Raw genomic sequence first — 20,537 nt, 5'->3', positions numbered from 1 at the left:
CAGAAAAACCAGTGGAGTTTTACCGTCAGGTAAATTTCCACTGGTTTTTTAGTGCTAAAAGTACACAACGAGTTGCTTTTCTGTTAGAATTAAATCACCACAAAATAACAAAAACAAGGAAAGGAACTCGTCATGTACAAAAATTATAACATAAATCAGCTGGTTTTGCCTCTAAATTTAGAAATAAAAATTCAGGATAACGATATCGCAAGGCACGTAAACAATTTGGTTGAAAGTATTCCCAAAAAGGCCTTTGATAAATATTACAAAGAAACGGGCTGCCCAGCATATCACCCGAGAATGATGCTCAAAATATTATTGTGTGCCTACTCTCAGTCGGTATTTTCCGGTAGAAAAATAGAAGCGTTGTTATCTGACAGCATTCGTATGATGTGGTTAGCTCAGGGATATTCACCCAGCTACCGCACTATTAACAGATTCAGAAGCAACAAAGACATGCAGGAACTGCTTTGTCAGTGTTTTATTCAGTTCAGAGCCCGACTTATAAAAGAAAAGATAATAAATAATGAAGCTATTTTCATAGACGGAACAAAGATAGAAGCCAATGCCAACAAATTCAGCTTTGTATGGAAAAAGGCTGTAGAAAAATATGGTATAAGTCTGATAGAAAATTCCAGACGGATATACGATGAATTGGTTGAGCAGGAAATAATTCCTGCCATGGAGCTTGAGCAAGAAGCTACGATTAACGAAAAAGAGATGGTTGAGGTGGTCGAAAAGCTTGATTCAGCTATTGAGGTTATGGACAAAGAAATAGCTGAATCTGATTCTGTCGAAAAACGTAAACGAATAAGGCACAAAAGGAAACGTCCGAAGCAACTCAGAAAAATCTTAAAAGATAATATTGCCCGAAAACAAAAATACGACAGACAACTTGCTATTATGGAGAATAGAAACAGTTATTCCAAAACAGATCCAGATGCTACTTTTATGCGTATGAAAGAAGATTATATGAAGAACGGCCAGCTGAAGCCAGGTTATAACGTACAAATAGCAACAGAAGGCCAATACGCTCTTGCATATGACTTATTTCCCAATCCTACAGATACTCGCACACTTAAACCATTTCTAGATGTTATTGAAAGCAGTTATTTTGCTTTGCCGGAATATATTGTAGCTGATGCTGGATATGGCAGTGAGGAAAACTATGTCGACATTATTGAAAACAGACAACTGACACCGTTAATTACTTATGGCATGTATCTGAAAGAGCAGGAAAGAAGATATAAAAAAGATGCTTTCAAGACCGCTAATTGGGATTATGATAATGCTGATGATTACTATACGTGTCCAAACGGCAAAAAATTGATATTTAAATATAATTCCCAAAGAAAAGATAAGAACGGCTTTGCGATAAACTTTAGAGTATACGAATGCGAAGATTGTTGTAATTGCCCATACCGCAGTCAGTGTTGCAAGGCCAAAGAAGGCAATAACAGGAAAATAAGTATAAACGTAAAATGGGAACAGCAAAAAGAATATATTAGAGCACAGCTTTCAGACAATAAGACTGGCAAAATCTACAAGAGAAGGAAAATTGATGTAGAGCCAGTCTTTGGATTCTTGAAGGCTAATTTGCGTTTCAACAGATTTACGGTAAGAGGAAAATTCAAAGCAAAAATAGAAATGGGTTTGGCTTTGATGGCAGTAAATTTAAGAAAATATATGCAGCATACAGCTGCAGCTTAATTTTACGCGAAGTAAAAGGACTGGAATTTGAGAAAAAACTCAAATTCCAGTCCTTCTTTAGTTTGAGAGGGTGGTTTTGTCCCAGCCTCAAAATTATAATGATTCTTATTTACATGTCTAATACTTATCTTGTAAAGCTATTCTATGCTTAAAAAGCATTTTGCAAAATCAATGAATTTTTGCAGAGTATGGCTCTGCTGTCTGTCGCGTCGCCATACAAGCAGAATATCGCCGCTTAGTGCCGGCTGCAAAGGACGGAATACAAAGCGGTTTTCATTCATTAGCGGCGGCCTGATGGTTATAGCGTAATAGTTATTCTGTTCTACGAGTACGGCTGTATTGGCAAGCAGGTTACAGTTGCCAACAAAGTGTATTTTGGCAATATCGCCGCTGAGCCAATTGAAGATTTCACTGCGTACTTGCAGGCGTACAGGTAAAATAACAGGCAGGCCGCAAAGCTCACAGGCTTTAATGGCTTTTCTTGTTGCCAGAGGAGCATCCTTGCGCATGAGAATACCCCAAATTTCCTTTTTCTGTAAATGAATATAGTCATAATTTGTTGTATCGACAGGTGCCTGCAGGATAGCGATATCGATAAGCCCTTTTTCCATTTTTTCCAGCAGAGTATCTGCCGTAGCTGTAAAAAGGTCAAAGGTTACAGCCGGATATTGCCTTTGAAAAGCTCCGATAAGCTGTGCCAGTGTTTGTGTAGCATAGTACTCACCTGCGCCGAAGGCAATGCTTCCGCTGAGGTTTTGCTCCTGGTCTTGGATGTCGAGCGTAGTTTTTTCTACCATGTCTAAAATTTCCTGTGCGCGCTGTACGAGAAACTGCCCGGAGGGTGTGAGCGCGAATTTATGTTGGCTGCGGTCAAATAGCTTAGTTCCTAAATCTTCTTCAAGCTGCATGAGCTGACGGCTGAGCGTGGGCTGAGTGATGTGCAGAACTTCAGCTGCTTTGGTGATATTTTTTTCGTGTGCGACAGTCAGAAAATAGTTGAGAATACGAAAGTTCATAGCGACGGCTCCTTTCTATCGATATGCTTGTAATTTTTGGCATTATTATAACGCAGCCTTGCTGATTATGCAAAAAAAGCATGTAACGGTAATTATTATAGGTATTGGACGCATATTTAGGCTGTTAGTATAATTATCGGTGAAGGGTAAATCCTGTTTTACATAATGATGTCTGCAAGGAGGTTTACTATGAAAAAATTATTGGCTTCTACAGCTTTAGCTGTAACATTGCTTATGAGCGGCTGCGCCGGTGCGGATGCACCTGATAGTAAAGCAGCTCAGAATCCTGCACCGAAAGTGCAGTCTGCTCAAAATAAAACGCAGCAGTCACAGTCTGCAGCGCAAGGAACCAAGCTGAAGCTGCAGGTTGATGGTAAAAATATTATTGTTGTACTTGCGGATAATGCGGCAGCGAAGCGTTTAATTGATATGCTTCCCGCAGGGATAAACCTGAATGATTTTAATCATACCGAAAAGATTGGCTATTTTAAAAAGGCTATGTCACAACAAACAGTTGATAAATAGCCATTTTTATAGGGGAGTATCAGAACTCCCCTACAAACTGTTATTTGCAGTTATCTATACTCATTTGGAATTTCGATATGAAGTGTCTCACACAATAACTTCACATCATGTGCATCATTTTCATCAAACTCGTATCCCAGATGGAACATTACTTGACTATATGGTTCAATACAGGAAACCTCTATTTCCTCAATTCTTCCTTTACCCGAAAAAGTTTCTACCGGAAAACAATCCCCATCATAAAGAATTTCACCTTCGTCCGTATATTCAAAACAATGCAAATCAATAATTCTGTTTTTCAAATCTTCCCATACAGTATGGTTCAATGTTGTATATTCCATCTTAATCTCATAAAAGCCATTAGCTTTCATTATTTCTATAAAGTTCTGATAATCGTTCTTTTCTACAAAAATGTCAATATCATTATGGGCTCTTGACTGATATCCAAGAAGAGCATCTACACCCCATCCACCATCAAGAAAGACTTTAATCTCCGCATCTATTGCAAATTGAAGAATCTGTTTTACATCTGTTATATTGACCATCTTATCATCTCCACAAATTCTAATTAGGCGACCAGAGGAACTGCTGGTCTGTTTGATAAATCTCTGCATTTAGCAGTTTTCAATGTTGCCAAAACAAAAGTTAAGAAGATGTTCCTTTTCTCCATGTCGCTTTCTTTGGCGTAATTTACAAGGTTATTCCACACAAGATAGTTGTTCAGATACTTGGTAGAAACACCGTTAAAGCCACGCATAAACCTCTTTAGCTGGCTATGGTAGCTATTGATATGTTGGATATTATAAATGCCTTTCTTGGCTTTGCCAGTCTTTAACTGCACAAGGTCAATGCCATTGGCATTTGTAAATCTCACATAGGAGTTCATCTTGTCCGTAACAAGAGTGGAATTGGTCTTAATCCTACCATCATAAATATGATGTAAATCTCTTGTAGAAACTCTACCAGTATTCGTAATCTTGGAGATAGACAAGCCATTCCTATTAACCGCACAAGGAACACATACCTTTTCTTGGGACAAGCCTCTGATATGTGTAGAATGACCACGCTTATGAGCCTTGCGTGGCATAGCAAATGTCTTACTCTTGCTATGATTGCCCTTGTACGAGATGGCGAAAAAAGTTTCGTCAGCCTCAATAATGCCGTCAAGGGTAACATCGTCTGCCATATTCTGAAGTGCATCCAAAATCTTGTGTCTCCAAAGGAATGCGGTGTTTCTGTGAATCCCACAAGCAACAGCAGTCTTACGAATGGATAAGCCATTCATCATACAATCAATGTACTGCTCCCACACGGACAAGTCTTTTCTTGTACCAGACACAATGGAGTTCGTAGCAATCACGAAGGACTTGCCACAATCCTTACATACATATCGCTGTGTGCCATCTTTACGATGACCATTGCGAACCACATGGATACAGCCACAAAGAGGGCATACACGACCATTTGCAAAGCGTTCCTTTGCTACGAAATCTTCAATATTCAAAGACTTTACAAAGGCAGGACTTAAAAGCATTGTTTTAAGGCTTTCCTGCTCTGCGACAGTCAACTTACCGATAATATCTAATGCGTCTTTGATAGTAGGCATATCCAATTACCTCCTTCGGTGGTACTGTTTCTTACTATTATTATACGCTATTTCTCGTCAAAAATCAACCATTTGTTGTGACAGAGCCTTTAAAAATAAGCTTACCGGGGACGGAGCGCCACGAGGGCATGCTCCGAAGGCCGGAGATGTGTGTGTTTATGTTCCATGGGGTAATATAAGTGTGTTTATGTTCCATGGGGTAATATAAGTGTGTTTTATAAGGATTTCAGATATACGGATGATTTGATTTATTTAGGACACGTTGAACAGGGACTAGATATTTTGAGTACGCAGCAAAGCGATTTTAAAGTAAATTTTAGTATAGAGCACTAATTAAGGTAACTGTAAATCCAGCAAGAGAAAAAGCTTCTTTGGATAATACAAGAAATTAAGCTTTCCTTAGTTTATTACTTAGAGAAAACGTAAGCGTCAATTATGGTGCAGGCTTGAGCGTAAAAACTGGCAAAGATAGCTATGCGTACTTTGACATCGAGCGTGCAGTCGGCGGCGAGTATAATAAGAACTGGGATTTTCACGCTGACGTGCGTTGGAACTTCTAAAGAAGTCACAAAGACTTCACAATACAAATCCTAGAAAGTTAGTATACTTTAAATATGGTTTAACTTTTCACATTGAAGGAGGTTTATCTCATGAAAAAATTAACAGCTATTATTACTGGCGCGCTGACTGTTTTGGCAATTTCTGCTACAGCATTTGCTGCTAATCTGATTAGTGCGGAAGAAGCTCGTGCAATTGCGCAAAAGCAAGTTCCAACAGGTAGTACTTACCTGCATACTGAAGCAGAACTGCAAAAACTGCAACCATATTATGAAGTGAAGTTTTTTGATACTGCTACTCAGACAAAATATGAAATTGATGTATATCAGGTAAATGGTAAAATCAAAGAATACAATATGGAAAGAAAAGCGTTGGGTGGTAGCGCTAATGTCATCTTGTCCAAAGATGATGTAAAAGCAATTGTTGCCAAAGAAGTTGGTGACGTGTCGATTTATGAACTGAAATTGGACAGAGAACATGGATTATATGAATATGAAGTGAAATTCAGTGCATCTGGTTTGCGTGGTGAGATGAATGTTAATCCGGAAACTGGTGTAGTGCTGGATAAAGAAGTAAAATACAGCTTTTAAGAATAAATTTTTATAAATTTTTTAGAGCGGTGCGAAAGCATCGCTCTATTTTTACAATCTTTATTCTTGGTTTTGAGTTAAATTCAGATGCCATTAAAAAGCTACAAGGAGACAATAAGGAGCTGGTGATTATTTCTGGTGTTGTGCATCGGATTTGTACTGCAAGATTGATGTAAGTTCCTTTGATAAAATAGAAGCTTTCTATATGAAATATCTGAAATAAAAAGTGGAGGCTATCACTAGAGTGTATGATAGCCTAACTTTTTCCACAAATCGGCTGGGAAGACCGATATTGAGAGGGGAATCAGGGCTTTACTGTTGTACGGTAAGCCTGCTTGCCATCTTTGAATTCGATGATGGTTACGCTTTTTACTGCGTCATGCTGCTATACAAAAGGAGCGGGCAGTGTATCTTTTTTCAACAATTATCTAAATATATAAATACGTCACCATCGGTATCTTCTACTGGAAAGCTTTGAAAACTTCGCTTAAAGATGATATAATAAGCTATTATACTATGACTGGAGTACGCTATGCGCAGGAAAATATTATTTGGTGTTGATTATACGGACAGCGAGCTGATTAAGCTCTTGCTGTATCTGTTTGTCGGCGGCACGGCGGCCTTGGTGGAGTGGGCCTTGTTCTACATTTTCTTCCACTATCTTTTAACCGGGCTGAGCCTGACCTTGCTGACTATGCTGGCAACAGCCTTATCCTTTTGTTTGGCAACACTGTATCATTATTTCTTGGGCAATGTTTTGGTTTTTGACAGCGGCAGCCGTTACAAACGCGGCAAGGAGCTTAGCCTGGTGTTTTTGGTAAGCTGTATAGGCTTGGCGTTTAACCTGCTGCTGATGTATATTTTTGTCAGCCTGCTTGACTGGCAGCCGATGCTGTCTAAGGTGCTGACAAGCTGTATTGTTGTTGTATGGAACTATCTCTCACGTAAAAAATGGATTTTTAGGAGTTAGATATGCCTGGAGAATATGTAGACGTAAAAAAATTTAAAAAGGTTGTGCTTTTGTATAACCGTAATTCCGGTAAGCAGCTTTTTGCCAGTATGATGGCTAAGGTGAATGAAACCTATAAGCTGGTGAAGGAATTAGTAGGACCTAAAAATGCAGAAATGCGAGATATCCGCTTCTTTGACCAGATACCGCAGATTGCTGCGGAAATAGTTGAGGAAAAGGTTGACTGGGTGATAATTGCCGGCGGTGACGGCACAATCAGAGCGATGATTGAACAGCTGGCTAATCGCAAGTATGTGCCTTACATCAGCGTTTTTCCTGCCGGTACGGTAAATCTGGTGGCTAAGGAGCTGCTGCTGAAGGCGGACCCGCATAAGTGGTTTAAACGAGTATCCAAAGGTATAGAGGTGCCTGTTTATCTGGGACGCGCCAACGGCAACGTCTTTTTGACGGTTGCCGGTATAGGCTTTGATTCCCTTGTAGTAGACAAGGTGACCGAAAAGGAGAAAAAGCTGCTCAACAAGCTTGCTTATGTTTGGCAGGGAACAGAGATTATGCGTAAGGAATTTCTGTTTAACAACTGGCGTTACCGCTTTCAGGTGCGTTTTGATGATGAAGCCGAGTGGTATGATGCAACTTCTGTTATTGTAGGCAAGAGCCGCTATTATGCCGGACGTTACAACCTCTTTAACGGTGCGTCGCTTTCGTCACCTCTTTTACATGCGGCGCTGTTTACCGGTGATAAGCGCGGGGATTTTATACGTTATGCGGCCTGCATTGCTATGGAGGCGCTGACGCTGGATAATGATATTATTATCCGTGCAGCGAAAAAAATGGAAATACGCTGCAATGAAGAGAATTTTGCAGCAGAGCTTGACGGAGATGCTGTAACAACTGCTCCGCTTTTAATTGAGATGGAGTCCGAGCCGATTAAGTTTTTGGCGTAAGCAAGGAAATGGTGTAAGGTGAATAGGATAAGCAGAAAAATGGGCTGGCTGATTTTTATTATCGCGGCCTGCATAGTAGAAGGATTTTTTGCCTGGCAAAGCTTCGGCGGAACGCACCCCTTTCCGCTGAATGAGTTTGGCTTTCAGATTTTTGATCATGTATTGCGTGACAGCGTTTTGGCAGAGATAGCATATGTACTGTATTACCGGCGTAAGCGTGTGCCGGACAGATTGCAGCGCTATTTTCCCGTTATTGTTATCGGTATTCTTTATCTGGGCGAAGCCTTTTTTATGGTAAACCAGCTTAGTCTTGATAAAGGTTTGCAGACAAGCCTGTCCGTGCTTGCCGGTATTAACAATAACATTTTTGCAGTGCTGCTGATGGCAATGTGCTACCATAAATGGCCCAACATCGGGATGAAAATCCTTTATTTTGCTGTTTATGTATTTTCCGCTTTAGCGCTGGTCTTTGACGGTTTTTACTTTTGGCAGACCTCCATGCACGTGGAGAGCGTTCTCTTCCAGAACCTGAATATCTATGCTGTTAAAGGTATTTTTGCGACGATGAGCAACACGATGATTGCCGGTATCGTTATCAGCATTGTGGTGATTTTACTGCTGTTTTATGTACCGAAACCGCAAAAGCGTAAGCCGAACTTTGCCTGGTCGTTGCTTTGTGTGGCCATGTTCACCTTGGGCTTGAACCTTACCGACAGATTGCTTGGCTATGCCGGCATGTACGGCGTGGAAAATGTTATCGGTATGTACGCTGAGGTAGAGAACGAAAAGACGCGCATGAACTATCGCAATATGCTTTCCGTTCCTGTTAATGTGAACTTTGTCAGCAAGGCAATTTTTGATACGGATAAAATTGCCGGCGGCAAGCATGTGGAGCAGCGCGAGCTGACTGCCAAGGATAAAACACGTCTGACGGAAATGGGCATTGATGAGCCTAAAGCAAAGATTGCCAAAATCAAACCGCAGTATGACAGAGTTGTTCTGCTGATTCTGGAATCCATGCACCGTGATTACATCAACTACTATAACCATGATATTCCCGAAGAAGCTACTCCGTTTTTGAATAGTCTTGTTATCCGTTATCCGCATATGAACAGGTATTATTCCTCTGCCGTGCCGACAACGCAGGGCCTGAATGCTACATTCCGTTCGCATCTGATTATGGATAAGGATCTTCCCGGTAAAAATACGCCCTCGCTGTTCCGCAGTGTACAGGCGCAGGGAATGCGCGGCATTTTCATGAATGCTTCCAGCCAGTATTATGCAAACGAGCTGCGCGAATATCCGACGCAGTTCGGAATGAACGAATACTATGCCAAGGAATATCTGGAAAAACAGGGCTATACCGGTGCCAGCGGCTGGGGCTTCCATAATGACGTAATGTATGAGGAAACACTGAAGCTGCTGGAAAAAGCCAAAGCGAAGAATGACCGTCTGGTGATGGTTACTAAAACCCTGGATATGCATCAGCCTTATCCTTATACAGGCTTCAGCTGGAACGAAATGCCGGACAATGTGCGCAGCAATCAGTTTATTACAGTGCGCGGCGTTTATTGGGTTGATAAAACGTTGGAGCATTTCTTTAAGGAAGCACAGAAGCGTGGCCTGATGGATGACAGAACGCTGTTCATCATTACGAGTGACCATAATCCGCACAGCGGCGGCGAGTACACAAAGCTCGTTACCAAGGCTGATGATAAGCAGAGCATTGCACCGATTCCGCTGATTTTTGTGTCGAAGAACATGGCACCTCTCAATAATCTGCGCACCAATGAATATGCTTCGCAGATTGATCTGGCACCGACGCTTTTATATCTTCTAGGCATCGACGTGCCGGAAAAATTCATGGGCCGCAATCTTCTGCAGCCTACGGATATTCCCTATGCCTTAGGCTACTTTGGCGGTAAGGCGTTCTACTGGTCGGATGAGCGTCATTTGGTCGATCAGATGGATAAGCCTGTACCGGATACAGAATATGAGGATGCTTTAACAAACTATATTATTCATTATTATGGCTTGTGGCACCAATAAAGTTATTAAAAAATACCGTTCCGCAGAGATGTGGGACGGTATTTATACTTTTGCTATATAAACTTAGCTGAAAAAAGCAAGTATTATGTATACAATTGATAATACACTTTTCAAAAGCAGTTCTATCACATATAATATTAATGCAAAAAAATAATTTTATGGAGGGAATGAAGAGGTACTGTCAATAGTTTTGCGCAAATTTCTTCAGACATCCTAGCAGAAGTTTAGTTATATAAGTTTAACGGTTAGTGCACTTCACCGTTAAATATCAACTAGCTTCTGCTTTAGATACCTTTGCTTATTAAGTTAGCTGTTTTTAAGATATTTTTGCTTCACAATACAGTTCTTCGGCAAGCATATCTGTTAGATGTTTCATGTTCAAGTAACGTTTTTTGCCCCAATCATTGCTGGCTATATAACGCAATCTTGCACATACAAGCATCAATGCTGATTCACCATCAGGAAACGTGCCAATCACTCTTGTGCGACGCTTTATTTCTCTGTTTACACGTTCAATAACGTTATTGGTACGTATACGTAGCCAATGCTCTGACGGAAAATCCATATAGGTCAAGGTTTCCTCTAAACCATTTTCTAGTTTGTCTGCAGCCTTGTTAAGTTTCATCTCACGTAATCTGGAAATTACTGATTTTGCCTTTTCTTTAGCTGCTGCTTTATTCTCCTGAGCATGAATTGCTTTGAGCATCTTGGCAACTTCCTTGACAGTTTTACGTGGTACTACAGAGAATATATTACGGTACATATGCACCGTGCAGCGTTTGTATCTGGCATTTGGAAACACTTCACCTATGCTTTCTACCATGCCTAAATTTTTATCGCCAATTATAAGTTTTACGCCATCTAAGCCACGGCTTTTCAGCCATACAAAGAAATTTTTCCAGCTTTCAGTATCTTCTTTGAGGCCCTCGGCTGTACCTATAACTTCTCTGTATCCGTCTTCTGTGACGCCAATAGCAACTAATACAGAGGCGTTTTCAAAGGAGCCTCCCCAACATCTTTTTAGAAAAATACCGTCTACAAAGACATAGGGGTACTTTTCTGTAAGCTTCCTGGAGCGCCATTCTTCAATTTGAGCAAAGCATTTTTGATTCAGATTGCTAATGGTTCCGGCTGAAACCTTCTGTCCCCAGAGAATCTCTGTAATACTTTCAACACGACGCATAGAAACGCCGGCAAGATACATTTCTACCAAGGCTTCTTCTACGGAGCATTCACGTCTTTGGTAGCGCTGAATAATAGCAGACTCAAAAGTAAGACCTTTTAATTTAGGCACTTTTAAAGTAACGTCACCAGCTTGAGTAGAGAATGATCTTTCGTAATGACCGGCGCGATAACCTTTTCTTGTTTGCTCACGTGCGTAGCGTTCAGCTTGTACAAGTTTGTCAGCTTCTGCATCCAAAAGAGCATTGAGAGTTTCTTCTACACTATTTTTTACAATAGTTTTCAATTCGTTGTGGATAAATTGCTCGTTTAATTGTATAATGTTACCAGACATAGATTCTACCTTCTTTCATGTTTTGTGTGGTAACTTAATTGTAAGCAAAGGTAGTCTCTATGTCTATCTTTTTGAATTGAATTTGCGCAACTTATTATACGTCATCAATGAAGATGTTTCTGATAATAGGTGCACTCGTTGTTATCGGTGTAATTTATCTTTTGTTGAAACGACATGAATCCAGAATGGTATTGATTGCCGCTGGTATTCTGATGTGCTGCATTGCCGGCAACCCGATGGCTTCTCTTGATGCTTTTGCCAAGAGTATGACTAATGCCGGTCTGATTACTTCTGTTTGTTCCTGCATGGGCTTTGCCTGGTGCATGAAGTATACCGGCTGCGACAAGCATTTGGTTGTCGCTATCGGTAAGGTTTTGAAAAAAATGGGCTTTTTGCTCATTCCCGGCGCTACGCTGGCAACCTTTGTTGTTAATATTGCTATCCCCAGTGCTGCAGGCTGCAGTGCTGCGGTAGGTGTAATTTTTATTCCGATTATGATGTCCGCAGGCATTCATCCGGCAATGGCTGCTGCTGCCGTTAAATCCGGTACCTATGGCAGTATGCTGAACCCCGGTCTGGTACATAACGCCGTTATCGCTAAGCTGGCAGGCGTACAGGTTACTGATGTAATTGCCAACCATATGCTGGCAACTGTGGTCGGCGTAATCATTGCTGCAGCTGTACTGACTGTTCTCGCAGTTGTGCTGAAGGAAAACAGAGGCTTTGTTCCGGAAGGTGAAGCCGGTGTTGACGAGAACTTCGGCATCAATCCGCTTTTCGCTATCATGCCGCTGGTTCCGGTTATCATTCTGCTGTTGGGCAGCACTAAACTGGTGCCTGTACTGAAAATGGGCGTACCCCACGCTATGGTTATCGGTGCAATCCTGTCTTTGGCAGTAACCCGTAAAAATCCTGTTGAGCTGACCAAGAGCTTCTTTGACGGCATGGGCGATGCTTATGCTAATATCATCGGTATTATTATTTCCGTAGGTGTTTTCGTAGCAGGCCTGAATGCTTTGGGACTGATTAAGGCGCTGATTAACTGGATGCTGAATTCTACCGGTATTGTTAAAATTGCTGCTACCTTCGGCCCGTTTGTGCTGGCACTTATTTCCGGTTCCGGTGACGCTGCAACTGTTGCGTTTAACGAAGCAGTTACTCCGCATGCGGCACAGTTTGGTCTGGAAACCATGAACATGGGCTCTATTGCAGCTTTGGGCGGTACTCTCGGCCGTACTATTTCCCCGATTGCCGGCGCTACTATTATCTGCGCAGGCATTGCCGGTGTAGACCCGATGGAGGTTTGCAAGCGTAATGCTCTGGGTATTACCCTGGCGCTGGTTGTAGGCATGATTCTGCTGCTGTTCTAAAATCTGATATTTTTAAAAGTATAAAATGGATGCGGAACTTTTGCTTCGCATCCATTTTTATTGCTACGACTTGCCTCTATGCGGTATAATAATGCATGGAGGGAATTATGGAGATTAATACTTTTCTTGATAAATTACAGAGCTATCACAGCGAGCAGGTTTTTAACCCCTGGCGTGATTTTGATACAAGCTGTGATATAGGCCCGCAGGCTCCTGTTATCCGCAGTGCCAATCTGCGCCGTTATCTGGAGCTGCGCGCGGATGCACATTATTTGTTTATTGCCGAGGCCTTGGGCTATCAGGGCGGTCATTTCAGCGGTATTGCTATTACTTCGGAGCGTATTCTGCTGGGGCATCATCCTGATGTAGAGCCGAAAAGTGTGCTGGGCGAATGGGATTACCGCCGCACGAGTGACGCAAGCAGCGCAATGCTGAACAATACGCAGCGCCTGAAGGGCTTTAACGAGCCCACGGATACTGTTGTCTGGAATGCGCTGAACAGTCATGGCCTTGCGTCCTTTGATGTTATTCTTTGGAATATTTTTCCGTTTCATCCGTATAAAGCAGGCAATCTGCTGACTAACCGTACGCCCTCACCGAGCGAGCTTGATGTAGGCATTGAGTACGCGCGGATGCTGCTGGAGCTGCGTCCGGGGATGAAGATTGTCGCTATCGGTCAGAAGGCGGCGACAACGCTGTCACGTTACGGCGTTGAATGTATGGCTGTGCCGCATCCGTCTATGGGCGGTGCCAACCGCTTCCGTGCGGCAGTAGCGCAGCTGTTAGGCGGTGAGATGTAATGGAATTGGAAGCTGTTCCTTTAAGCCGTGAGCAGACCTTGCATATTGCTCTTGGCATGGGCAAGGCACTTTTGAAAAACGGTGCGGAAACCTCCAGAGTAGAGGACACTATTTCCCGCTTCTGCCATACGCACGGCTATCATGATATTCATGTTTTTGTTACGCCGACGGTTATTATTTTAGGCGATGAGGAAAGCGAAGGTGCGACGATTATCAGCCGTATTCGTTATCGCAGCACCAATTTGAGCGTCATCAGCGCGGTGAACGATTTTTCCTATAATCTGAAACGCTGGCCGCTGAATTATGAAAAAACGCTGGAGTATCTGGATGAGCTGCGTCATAAGGCTCCGCCATACGGCAAATGGCGTGTCTGCATGGCTTCGGCAATAAGCTCGGCAGCCTTTTCGGCGATGTTGGGAGGCAACGGCCATGACTTTATTGCGGCCTTTATTACCGGCGGTCTTTCAATGGTGCTGTTGAAGCAGCTGGGCGGTTATCGTCCCAGTGCCTTTTGGGAGAATGCGCTTTCCGGTGCGGCAATCGGTGCTTTGGCTATTTTTTGCTGTGAGATGGACGGCGAATGTACACGTACCAACATCATCGTAGGTGCACTGATGCCGTTCCTGCCGGGCGTAGCTTTTACCAACGGCCTGCGCGATTATATGGCCGGCGATTTGATTTCCGGTAATTCGCGTATCGCCGAGGCGATGCTTTTCGCTACATCCATTGCGATTGGCCTGGCATTTAGCCTGCTTGTATGGTATCACTGGGGGTGGAAGCTGTGGGCATAAATTATTTTACAGCCTTTGGCTTTGCATTTATTGCTACTGCTGCCTTCGGTATTCTGTTTCAGGCACCGCGTAAAAGTTTGCCTGTCAGCGGCTTTATCGGTGCTGTAGGCTGGGTAGTTTATTGCTACATCCGCAAGGATATGGCGTATGATTCTTTTTATGCCATGTTTTTTGCCACGGTTGCGCTTTCACTTTTGAGCGAACTGGCGGCACGCATGTTTAAGCAGCCGGTAACCATTTTTGTTATACCGGGTATTATCCCGATTGTGCCGGGACTTGGCATGTATCGCGGTATGGCAGCGATTATAGAAAATAATTACGACACGGGTATGAACATCCTTATAACCACCGGCATGGATGCCAGTGCTATTGCCTTGGGGATGATGCTTATGACAAGCGTATTCCGTGTAATTAAGATAAGCAAGGATCATAAACGATTGCTGCAGCTGTTGCATAAGGAAGAAAAAGAATAAGGTTATTTGTAGTGAGTGAGGGAATGAAAATATGGGTTTAGCAGAACTGTTGCTGTTGGCGGTTGGCCTGGCGATGGATGCCTTTGCCGTTTCCGTTTGCGGCAGTATGGTGCTGATACCGGATAACAGACTGCGCGGAGCTTTGCGCTTCGGCAGCTGGTTCGGAGCATTTCAGTTTTTGATGCCTGTGATAGGCTATTTCGGCGCTGTATCGTTTCGTGATTATATTACGGAATATGACCATTGGCTTGCCTTTTTCTTATTGCTTTATCTGGGAATCAACATGATTCGTGAAGCAAACGAGGCCTGCCATGTCAAAAAAGATTATAGCGTGAAGGAGATGGCGGTGCTGGCGATTGCCACCAGTATTGACGCTCTGGCAGTAGGTATCAGCCTGGCCTTTTTGAATACCGATATCTGGTCCGCTTCCATACTGATTGGTGTGGTGACCTTTGCTATCGCAGCCTTTGGCGGTCTGGCAGGCTTTAAGCTTGGAGCTATGGCCGGCAAAAGAGCTGATGTTGCCGGCGGCTTGGTGCTGATTTTTATCGGTGTCAAAATTTTGCTGGAACATACAGGAATAATTTAAGGAATAAAAGTTTAGCGGATTTGCTGCCCCTTTAGGCACGCTGAGCTTAATTTATATCATAGAAAGGAAGATATACATGACGCAAGTAAATAAGGAGCGTATGCTCGCAGAATTTAAGGAAATTGTTGCTCTGCCTTGTCACAGTCTGCAGGAGCGTCCGGTATTCGAACTGCTCAAAGGCAAATTAGAGGCTCTCGGCTTTACGGTGGAAGAGGATGACGCCGGTGAAAAGCTGGGTGGCAACTGTGGTAATCTGTGGGCATTTTTGCCTGCCAGCGCAGGAGTTGAAGGTGCGGTACGCGTGCTGCTTTCTGCACATATGGACGGTGTTGAGCCCTGCGGCGGCACTACCGTTATCCAAAAGGACGGCGTTTTATACAGCGACGGCACCACTATTCTCGGCGGTGACGATAAATCCGGCGTTGAGGGTATTTTAGAGGGTATTCGCATGCTGCTGGAGGAAGGCGCTCCGCATGGCGATATCCAGATTCTCTTCACTGTTTGCGAGGAGGGCGGCGTTAACGGCTCCCGTTGCCTCGACCGCTCCAAGCTGCGTGCGGACGTTGGCTATGCACTGGACGGCGAAGGCGCACCGGGCGAGATTGTTGTCGGCGCTCCCGGCCAGAAGAAATATAAAATCGACATTATCGGCAGAACCGCGCATGGCGGACTGGAGCCGGAAAAGGGCATTAACTCCATTATGATTGCTGCCAAGGCTCTTGCCGATGTTAAACGCTATGGCCGTATTGATGAGGAAACAACCTGTAATATCGGCATTATCGGCGGCGGTAAGGCAACCAATATTGTGCCTGATCTGGTAACCATTGAGGGCGATGCGCGCAGCCGTAATAAGGAAAAGCTGGAAGCTATCTGCAAGGAAATCGTAGAAACCATTGCAACCAGTGCTGAAAAATATGGCGCTAAGGCAGAGGTTTTTGTGGATAACAAGTATGATTCCTTTGCTGTTGCCGAGAACAGCGATGTTGTAGCACTGGCAAAGGCTGCCTGCGCAATGCATGGCTTTACTCCGGATATTACGGTTACCGGCGGCGGCAGTGATGCCAACTTCCTGAATGCTTACGGACTGCCCAGCGTAATTTTGGGCACCGGTATGGCTAATGTGCATACTGTTGACGAATACATTAAGGAAGAGGATTTGTACAATTCCGCGCTGATGGTACATGGTATTCTGAAGGCTGCGGTAAAATAAAAAGCTATTATTTTGGCGGAGGTTTATTCTGATGGATATGGAAACTGATGAACAACAAAAAGCTCGCATGGAATTGTATAATGCTTTGCTAGAAGGCTTAAGCGATATTAAAGCAGGAAGGGTAATTCCTGCCGAAGAAGCTATAAAAATGTTTATGGAAAAATATCCTGAACTAAATATATAGGAATGATAAACCACTAAACATAGAAAATTTTATAATGCTGTCTTGAGGCCTGTATACTTATGCGTATGCAGACCTTTTTTTGTCCTAACTTTGAAGCAGATAGAAGAGAAAATTCTTTTTATATGTACATGTGGTTGACGGGGGGGGACGACGTAGTATAATGAGCGCAAGGACTAAAAATTTTCAGCTCGTAGCGAAAGTTTATGAAAGGGTGTGGACTTTATGAGTAACGAAGCTCATGAGGTAAAAGTAATCATGGATTGCCTTAAGGCACTTGAAAAAAATACTATTGGTGGCTTACCGGAAAAAATACAGGGTGATATTACGACTCATGCATTTATTGCTGCAGGAAGTTCTTTTATACCTGTCCCTGGTGCAAGTGCGGCAGCTAATGTTGCTAATATTTGGGCAATGTATGCGAGAATTAATTCTGACATAGGAATAACATTTTCTAAAAAGGCTCATTGTATAATGAAATTGCACACCTGAAAAATTGAATAAAAAATAGTCCATTGTGATACCTTTGTGTTAAGATTAAGTTGCTACACAAAAACTAACTAAGGAGTAATCACAATGGACTACACCAAAGATATCACAAATCATCAAAAAGGTAAACACTTTTCTTTAGGAGACCGCAGGGAATTACAAGGAATTCTGTCTGACAGCTCTAAACAGTATTCTCTTCGTCAGCTGGCAAAGTATTTTAACTGTGCTCCAAATACTATCAGGAATGAACTCAAGCGTGGTGCTCATCCTCATACCGGTAGATATGGAGCTGCTCGTGCTCAACGTGCCTATATTGCTAGCCATAGCAACAGTATTTGCAAGTCTAAAAGATTTCTTACAAGTAATTTTGTTACTTGGACTGTTCGAAAAGTATTGCAAGAACACTGGTCTTTGGATGCCTGCCATGGCTATGCCCTAGACAATCATCTATTTCCTCTCAAAGAAATTGTGTGCGTAAAGACTCTCTATAACTATGTAGATTCCATGCTGCTTAGATTGCGCAACATTGACCTTCCATTAAAGGTAAGAAGACGTAGAACAACCCGCAGCATAAAGAAAAATCTGAAGCATATGGGTCGCAGCATAGACGAGAGGGATTCTAATGTGGATGAACGCAATGAATTCGGTCATTGGGAAATAGATACTGTTATAGGAAGTAAAAGCAAGAGTGACAACGTGGTGTTGACTCTTGTGGAACGTATAACACGCAAGTATATCGCACTGAAAATAACTAGTAAAACATCCTTTGCTGTTAACGAAGGCATTGCTTACCTAAAGGAATACTATGGTACTAAATTCAGTCAGGTGTTTAAGACAATTACTAGCGATAATGGAAGCGAGTTTGCAGAACTCTCGCAAATAGAGAATGACACTTCTATAAAAATATACTTCGCACATCCTTACAGTTCTTGGGAAAGAGGCAGTAATGAGCGCCATAATGGTTTGCTCAGAAGATTCATCCGAAAAGGAAAGAGGATGGACAATTATAGCTACGAAGATATTATGTTTATCGCTGATTGGTGTAATTCACTTCCAAGGAAGATTCTGGGATATAAAACTCCAGATGAACTGTTTGACTTTGAGTTGGATAAGATCTATGCATCTTAATTTTCAAAAAGTGTGCAACTTCTTATTGCAATTTAGACATTTTCTAAAAATATTTTAAAAACTGTTGCGTCTGGAGTAGTAGCCAACTTGGGAGGATATGTAGTTTTGCTAGGTGCTGGCGAGCTTTTAAAATTTATACCTGTATTTGGCTCTTTTGTTGGTGCTGCTATTGAAAGTGGGATTGCATATGCTATTACAATAGTATCAGCTTATGTGTATATAAAGGCTATTACTTTAATGGCTAGAAAAAGAATAGATTTTAATAATGAGGAAAAATTACAACATGAAGTTGATGAAATTTTACGTAATGATAAAGAAGAAATAAAGGCTATGCTTAAAGAAGCGAAAAATTCTTATAAACCTCAAAAATAATATTACTAATGAAATAAAAACAGCAGCCTTGGCATACGCATGCGTATACTGAGGCTGCTTTGCTTTATTCTTCTTCTGCTGTCGCCAGCTGCACCTTCAGCTCTACACCGAAGGTTTTTTTGAACCATGACAGATGCTCCTGAATCTGATGCATTTCAATACTGGGAATACCTTGAGCATAGAGCTTTAAGGTAGCAGTCTTTTTGTTGATGCCAGGTTCAATAACGTGAATCTGGGAGGTTTCCGTATAATCGAGGCTTTCGGCTAATGCCAGCAGCAGTGCCAGCTTGTTGATTGTTTTCCAGTTGGCGTCGCTAAGCAGTTCCTTGTAGAAACGGCCCTTGAAATAGTTTTTGGAAACGCCGTTATGCCAGCCGGCGATAGCTGCCGTGATGACCTGCTCTTTGTGCGTCAGACCAAAGAGCTTGGCATTTAAAATCATATAGGCACTATGACGTGCGTGACTGTAGAAGTTGATCGTAATGCCGATGTCATGCAGCAGTGCAGCGGTTTCCAGCAGACGGCGATAATTTTTGCGTAAGCCGTGCAGCTCACTCCAGCCGTCAAACATTGATAACACCAAATGGGTGATGTGTCTGGAATGCTGCTGGTCGGGTTCATATAGGTTTAACACATTTTCCCTGCTCATTTTAAGGATATCATTCGCTATAATGGGCACGTGGTTTTCCTTGGAATAATAATCGAAGAACAGTCCTTCGCGCAGGCCGCAGCCGGAGGTGATGAGCTTTTTGGCACCCGTTGCCTCCAAAAGGCAGCTGATAATGCTAATGCCGGCCAAAATGATATCACTACGTTCACTGCTGAGGCCGGAAATTTTTTTGCGTTGCTCCAGATTTGTGTTGCGCAATCTGTTGAAGAAGCTGCAATATGTTTGCGCGGTATAGGAATAATTGTGGATTTTGGTTGCCGGATATTTCTTTTCACGCTGGATGATTTTAGCTACCGTACGCGCGGTACCGCCGACGCCGATGAGAGGCAGTCCGTTCTGCTTGAGCCAGGGGTACTTTTCCAGACGGCTAATGATAAAAAAGCTCACGTCGCTAAAGACATTGGCTGGCATGACATTGCGTGTGTTGAACATGGAGGTGGTATTGACTGCGCCGATAGGCAGGGATACGCTTTCCAAAATTTTACGGTTTTTGAACAGAATCAGCTCGGTACTGCCGCCGCCCAAGTCAAAGATGATGCCGTCCTTGACGTTGATGGTGTTGATAACGCCAAGATAGCTGATATAGGCTTCGGTATTGCCGGAGATGATGTGCAGCTGGATGCCTGTTTCCTCGGCAACGCGTGCGACAAGCTCCGCACCGTTGGCAGCGTTGCGGATGGCTGCAGTAGCAACGGCAATGGTTTTGTCAGCCTGATAAATTTTGCACATATAGGCAAAGCTTTTCATGGTTTCGATGGTGCTGCTGAAGGCTACTTCTGTAAGCATGTTTTTTTCGTCGACCTTCTGACTCAGGCGCAGTGCTTCTTTTTGGTTATAGACCATATTATAAGCACCATTCTTATAAATATGGCTGATAACAAGCCGGGCCGAGTTGGAGCCGATGTCGATAATTGCGATTCGTTGCATTTTTCTTTTCTCCTTGTGGGGTGTTCCTCTAAACTCCGATTATTCTATTTTAA

Annotated in this window: 21 protein-coding genes and 1 pseudogene; 17 read left to right on the top strand and 5 right to left on the bottom strand. The window is 42.8% G+C overall.

The window, feature by feature from the left end:
• Nucleotides 1–132 precede the first annotated feature (132 nt).
• Nucleotides 133–1,710, top strand: coding sequence for an IS1182 family transposase (locus tag M5E81_RS10085; protein ID WP_249747109.1), 1,578 nt, complete (start codon nucleotides 133–135; stop codon nucleotides 1,708–1,710).
• A gap of 137 nt (nucleotides 1,711–1,847) precedes the next feature.
• On the opposite strand, the gene M5E81_RS10080 is transcribed toward M5E81_RS10085, so the two are convergent.
• Entirely contained in the window at nucleotides 1,848–2,726 is an 879-nt protein-coding gene (locus M5E81_RS10080) for a LysR family transcriptional regulator (RefSeq protein WP_009146460.1), read from the bottom strand.
• Between the two features lie 189 nt (nucleotides 2,727–2,915).
• On the opposite strand from M5E81_RS10080, the gene M5E81_RS10075 reads away from it, so the two are divergent.
• On the top strand, nucleotides 2,916–3,251 hold the full coding sequence (locus tag M5E81_RS10075) for a cyclophilin-like fold protein (protein WP_249747430.1): 336 nt from the start codon (nucleotides 2,916–2,918) through the stop codon (nucleotides 3,249–3,251).
• Nucleotides 3,252–3,301: 50 nt separating this feature from the next.
• On the opposite strand, the gene lnu(C) is transcribed toward M5E81_RS10075, so the two are convergent.
• Together lnu(C) and M5E81_RS10065 are read right to left on the bottom strand one after the other, a co-directional pair.
• Nucleotides 3,302–3,796: a lincosamide nucleotidyltransferase Lnu(C) gene (lnu(C), locus tag M5E81_RS10070; RefSeq protein WP_019543803.1), complete on the bottom strand. Its 495-nt coding sequence runs from the start codon at nucleotides 3,794–3,796 to the stop codon at nucleotides 3,302–3,304.
• Nucleotides 3,797–3,819: 23 nt separating this feature from the next.
• Nucleotides 3,820–4,857, bottom strand: a complete 1,038-nt coding sequence (locus tag M5E81_RS10065; RefSeq protein WP_002837184.1) for an IS1595-like element ISSag10 family transposase — start codon at nucleotides 4,855–4,857, stop codon at nucleotides 3,820–3,822.
• Between the two features lie 192 nt (nucleotides 4,858–5,049).
• Between M5E81_RS10065 and M5E81_RS11455 the strand changes: the two are divergent.
• The 5 genes and pseudogenes from M5E81_RS11455 to M5E81_RS10045 form a co-directional block, all read left to right on the top strand.
• Nucleotides 5,050–5,190 (top strand): annotated as a pseudogene (locus M5E81_RS11455) (cyclophilin-like fold protein); the annotation flags it as partial.
• A 317-nt stretch (nucleotides 5,191–5,507) separates the two neighbouring features.
• Nucleotides 5,508–6,005: a PepSY domain-containing protein gene (locus tag M5E81_RS10060; protein ID WP_009146462.1), complete on the top strand. Its 498-nt coding sequence runs from the start codon at nucleotides 5,508–5,510 to the stop codon at nucleotides 6,003–6,005.
• A 532-nt stretch (nucleotides 6,006–6,537) separates the two neighbouring features.
• Nucleotides 6,538–6,975, top strand: a complete 438-nt coding sequence (locus tag M5E81_RS10055; RefSeq protein ID WP_009146463.1) for a GtrA family protein — start codon at nucleotides 6,538–6,540, stop codon at nucleotides 6,973–6,975.
• Nucleotides 6,976–6,977: 2 nt separating this feature from the next.
• Nucleotides 6,978–7,919 (top strand): diacylglycerol/lipid kinase family protein, encoded by a 942-nt coding sequence (locus M5E81_RS10050; RefSeq protein ID WP_009146464.1) that lies wholly within the window; start codon nucleotides 6,978–6,980, stop codon nucleotides 7,917–7,919.
• A 39-nt stretch (nucleotides 7,920–7,958) separates the two neighbouring features.
• Nucleotides 7,959–9,968 carry an LTA synthase family protein gene (locus tag M5E81_RS10045; protein WP_009146465.1) on the top strand — a complete coding sequence of 670 codons (2,010 nt, stop codon included), beginning with the start codon at nucleotides 7,959–7,961 and terminating at the stop codon, nucleotides 9,966–9,968.
• 316 nt (nucleotides 9,969–10,284) lie between these two features.
• On the opposite strand, the gene M5E81_RS10040 is transcribed toward M5E81_RS10045, so the two are convergent.
• Nucleotides 10,285–11,484 carry an IS256 family transposase gene (locus tag M5E81_RS10040; RefSeq protein ID WP_249747429.1) on the bottom strand — a complete coding sequence of 400 codons (1,200 nt, stop codon included), beginning with the start codon at nucleotides 11,482–11,484 and terminating at the stop codon, nucleotides 10,285–10,287.
• Between the two features lie 113 nt (nucleotides 11,485–11,597).
• Between M5E81_RS10040 and dcuC the strand changes: the two genes are divergently transcribed.
• The 10 genes from dcuC to M5E81_RS09990 all read left to right on the top strand — a co-directional run bounded on the left by dcuC (nucleotide 11,598) and on the right by M5E81_RS09990 (nucleotide 18,887).
• The gene (gene dcuC / locus M5E81_RS10035; RefSeq protein WP_249747428.1) at nucleotides 11,598–12,854 is read left to right on the top strand and encodes a C4-dicarboxylate transporter DcuC; all 1,257 of its coding nucleotides are present in this window, start codon (nucleotides 11,598–11,600) and stop codon (nucleotides 12,852–12,854) included.
• A 107-nt stretch (nucleotides 12,855–12,961) separates the two neighbouring features.
• Nucleotides 12,962–13,654 (top strand): uracil-DNA glycosylase, encoded by a 693-nt coding sequence (locus M5E81_RS10030; RefSeq protein ID WP_249747427.1) that lies wholly within the window; start codon nucleotides 12,962–12,964, stop codon nucleotides 13,652–13,654.
• Nucleotides 13,654–14,445: a threonine/serine exporter family protein gene (locus tag M5E81_RS10025; RefSeq protein WP_249747426.1), complete on the top strand. Its 792-nt coding sequence runs from the start codon at nucleotides 13,654–13,656 to the stop codon at nucleotides 14,443–14,445. Before M5E81_RS10030 ends, M5E81_RS10025 begins: the two co-directional genes overlap by 1 nt.
• On the top strand, nucleotides 14,436–14,918 hold the full coding sequence (locus M5E81_RS10020) for a threonine/serine exporter family protein (protein WP_050787138.1): 483 nt from the start codon (nucleotides 14,436–14,438) through the stop codon (nucleotides 14,916–14,918). Before M5E81_RS10025 ends, M5E81_RS10020 begins: the two co-directional genes overlap by 10 nt.
• 31 nt (nucleotides 14,919–14,949) lie before the next feature.
• The gene (locus M5E81_RS10015; RefSeq protein WP_009146470.1) at nucleotides 14,950–15,507 is read left to right on the top strand and encodes a manganese efflux pump MntP; all 558 of its coding nucleotides are present in this window, start codon (nucleotides 14,950–14,952) and stop codon (nucleotides 15,505–15,507) included.
• 76 nt (nucleotides 15,508–15,583) lie between these two features.
• Entirely contained in the window at nucleotides 15,584–16,717 is a 1,134-nt protein-coding gene (locus tag M5E81_RS10010; protein ID WP_249747425.1) for a M20/M25/M40 family metallo-hydrolase, read from the top strand.
• Nucleotides 16,718–16,748: 31 nt separating this feature from the next.
• Nucleotides 16,749–16,901, top strand: a complete 153-nt coding sequence (locus tag M5E81_RS10005; RefSeq protein WP_249747424.1) for a hypothetical protein — start codon at nucleotides 16,749–16,751, stop codon at nucleotides 16,899–16,901.
• Between the two features lie 222 nt (nucleotides 16,902–17,123).
• The gene (locus tag M5E81_RS10000; RefSeq protein ID WP_249747423.1) at nucleotides 17,124–17,390 is read left to right on the top strand and encodes a hypothetical protein; all 267 of its coding nucleotides are present in this window, start codon (nucleotides 17,124–17,126) and stop codon (nucleotides 17,388–17,390) included.
• Nucleotides 17,391–17,474: 84 nt separating this feature from the next.
• Complete coding sequence (locus tag M5E81_RS09995; protein ID WP_249746999.1) at nucleotides 17,475–18,515, top strand: IS30 family transposase; 1,041 nt, start codon at nucleotides 17,475–17,477, stop codon at nucleotides 18,513–18,515.
• A gap of 87 nt (nucleotides 18,516–18,602) precedes the next feature.
• Nucleotides 18,603–18,887 carry a hypothetical protein gene (locus M5E81_RS09990; protein ID WP_249747422.1) on the top strand — a complete coding sequence of 95 codons (285 nt, stop codon included), beginning with the start codon at nucleotides 18,603–18,605 and terminating at the stop codon, nucleotides 18,885–18,887.
• A 64-nt stretch (nucleotides 18,888–18,951) separates the two neighbouring features.
• Here the strand turns inward: M5E81_RS09990 and M5E81_RS09985 are convergent, their stop codons facing one another.
• On the bottom strand, nucleotides 18,952–20,484 hold the full coding sequence (locus M5E81_RS09985; protein WP_249747421.1) for a Ppx/GppA phosphatase family protein: 1,533 nt from the start codon (nucleotides 20,482–20,484) through the stop codon (nucleotides 18,952–18,954).
• Nucleotides 20,485–20,537 lie beyond the last annotated feature (53 nt).

It is taken from the genome of Phascolarctobacterium succinatutens (assembly GCF_023497905.1).
GTDB classification, from domain to species: Bacteria; Bacillota; Negativicutes; order Acidaminococcales; family Acidaminococcaceae; genus Phascolarctobacterium_A; species Phascolarctobacterium_A succinatutens.
The sequence above is the reverse complement of the archived record's forward strand: the minus strand, read 5'-3'. Positions and strand labels throughout refer to the sequence as shown.

What these genes read in the sequence shown, in the direction of transcription:
- M5E81_RS10085 (WP_249747109.1), top strand. Translation starts at nt 133, where the DNA reads ATGTACAAAAATTATAACATAAATCAGCTGGTTTTGCCTCTAAATTTA.
- M5E81_RS10080 (WP_009146460.1), bottom strand. Translation starts at nt 2,726, where the DNA reads ATGAACTTTCGTATTCTCAACTATTTTCTGACTGTCGCACACGAAAAA.
- M5E81_RS10075 (WP_249747430.1), top strand. Translation starts at nt 2,916, where the DNA reads ATGAAAAAATTATTGGCTTCTACAGCTTTAGCTGTAACATTGCTTATG.
- M5E81_RS10065 (WP_002837184.1), bottom strand. Translation starts at nt 4,857, where the DNA reads ATGCCTACTATCAAAGACGCATTAGATATTATCGGTAAGTTGACTGTC.
- M5E81_RS10060 (WP_009146462.1), top strand. Translation starts at nt 5,508, where the DNA reads ATGAAAAAATTAACAGCTATTATTACTGGCGCGCTGACTGTTTTGGCA.
- M5E81_RS10055 (WP_009146463.1), top strand. Translation starts at nt 6,538, where the DNA reads ATGCGCAGGAAAATATTATTTGGTGTTGATTATACGGACAGCGAGCTG.
- M5E81_RS10050 (WP_009146464.1), top strand. Translation starts at nt 6,978, where the DNA reads ATGCCTGGAGAATATGTAGACGTAAAAAAATTTAAAAAGGTTGTGCTT.
- M5E81_RS10045 (WP_009146465.1), top strand. Translation starts at nt 7,959, where the DNA reads ATGGGCTGGCTGATTTTTATTATCGCGGCCTGCATAGTAGAAGGATTT.
- M5E81_RS10040 (WP_249747429.1), bottom strand. Translation starts at nt 11,484, where the DNA reads ATGTCTGGTAACATTATACAATTAAACGAGCAATTTATCCACAACGAA.
- dcuC (WP_249747428.1), top strand. Translation starts at nt 11,598, where the DNA reads ATGTTTCTGATAATAGGTGCACTCGTTGTTATCGGTGTAATTTATCTT.
- M5E81_RS10030 (WP_249747427.1), top strand. Translation starts at nt 12,962, where the DNA reads ATGGAGATTAATACTTTTCTTGATAAATTACAGAGCTATCACAGCGAG.
- M5E81_RS10025 (WP_249747426.1), top strand. Translation starts at nt 13,654, where the DNA reads ATGGAATTGGAAGCTGTTCCTTTAAGCCGTGAGCAGACCTTGCATATT.
- M5E81_RS10015 (WP_009146470.1), top strand. Translation starts at nt 14,950, where the DNA reads ATGGGTTTAGCAGAACTGTTGCTGTTGGCGGTTGGCCTGGCGATGGAT.
- M5E81_RS10010 (WP_249747425.1), top strand. Translation starts at nt 15,584, where the DNA reads ATGACGCAAGTAAATAAGGAGCGTATGCTCGCAGAATTTAAGGAAATT.
- M5E81_RS10005 (WP_249747424.1), top strand. Translation starts at nt 16,749, where the DNA reads ATGGATATGGAAACTGATGAACAACAAAAAGCTCGCATGGAATTGTAT.
- M5E81_RS10000 (WP_249747423.1), top strand. Translation starts at nt 17,124, where the DNA reads ATGAGTAACGAAGCTCATGAGGTAAAAGTAATCATGGATTGCCTTAAG.
- M5E81_RS09995 (WP_249746999.1), top strand. Translation starts at nt 17,475, where the DNA reads ATGGACTACACCAAAGATATCACAAATCATCAAAAAGGTAAACACTTT.
- M5E81_RS09985 (WP_249747421.1), bottom strand. Translation starts at nt 20,484, where the DNA reads ATGCAACGAATCGCAATTATCGACATCGGCTCCAACTCGGCCCGGCTT.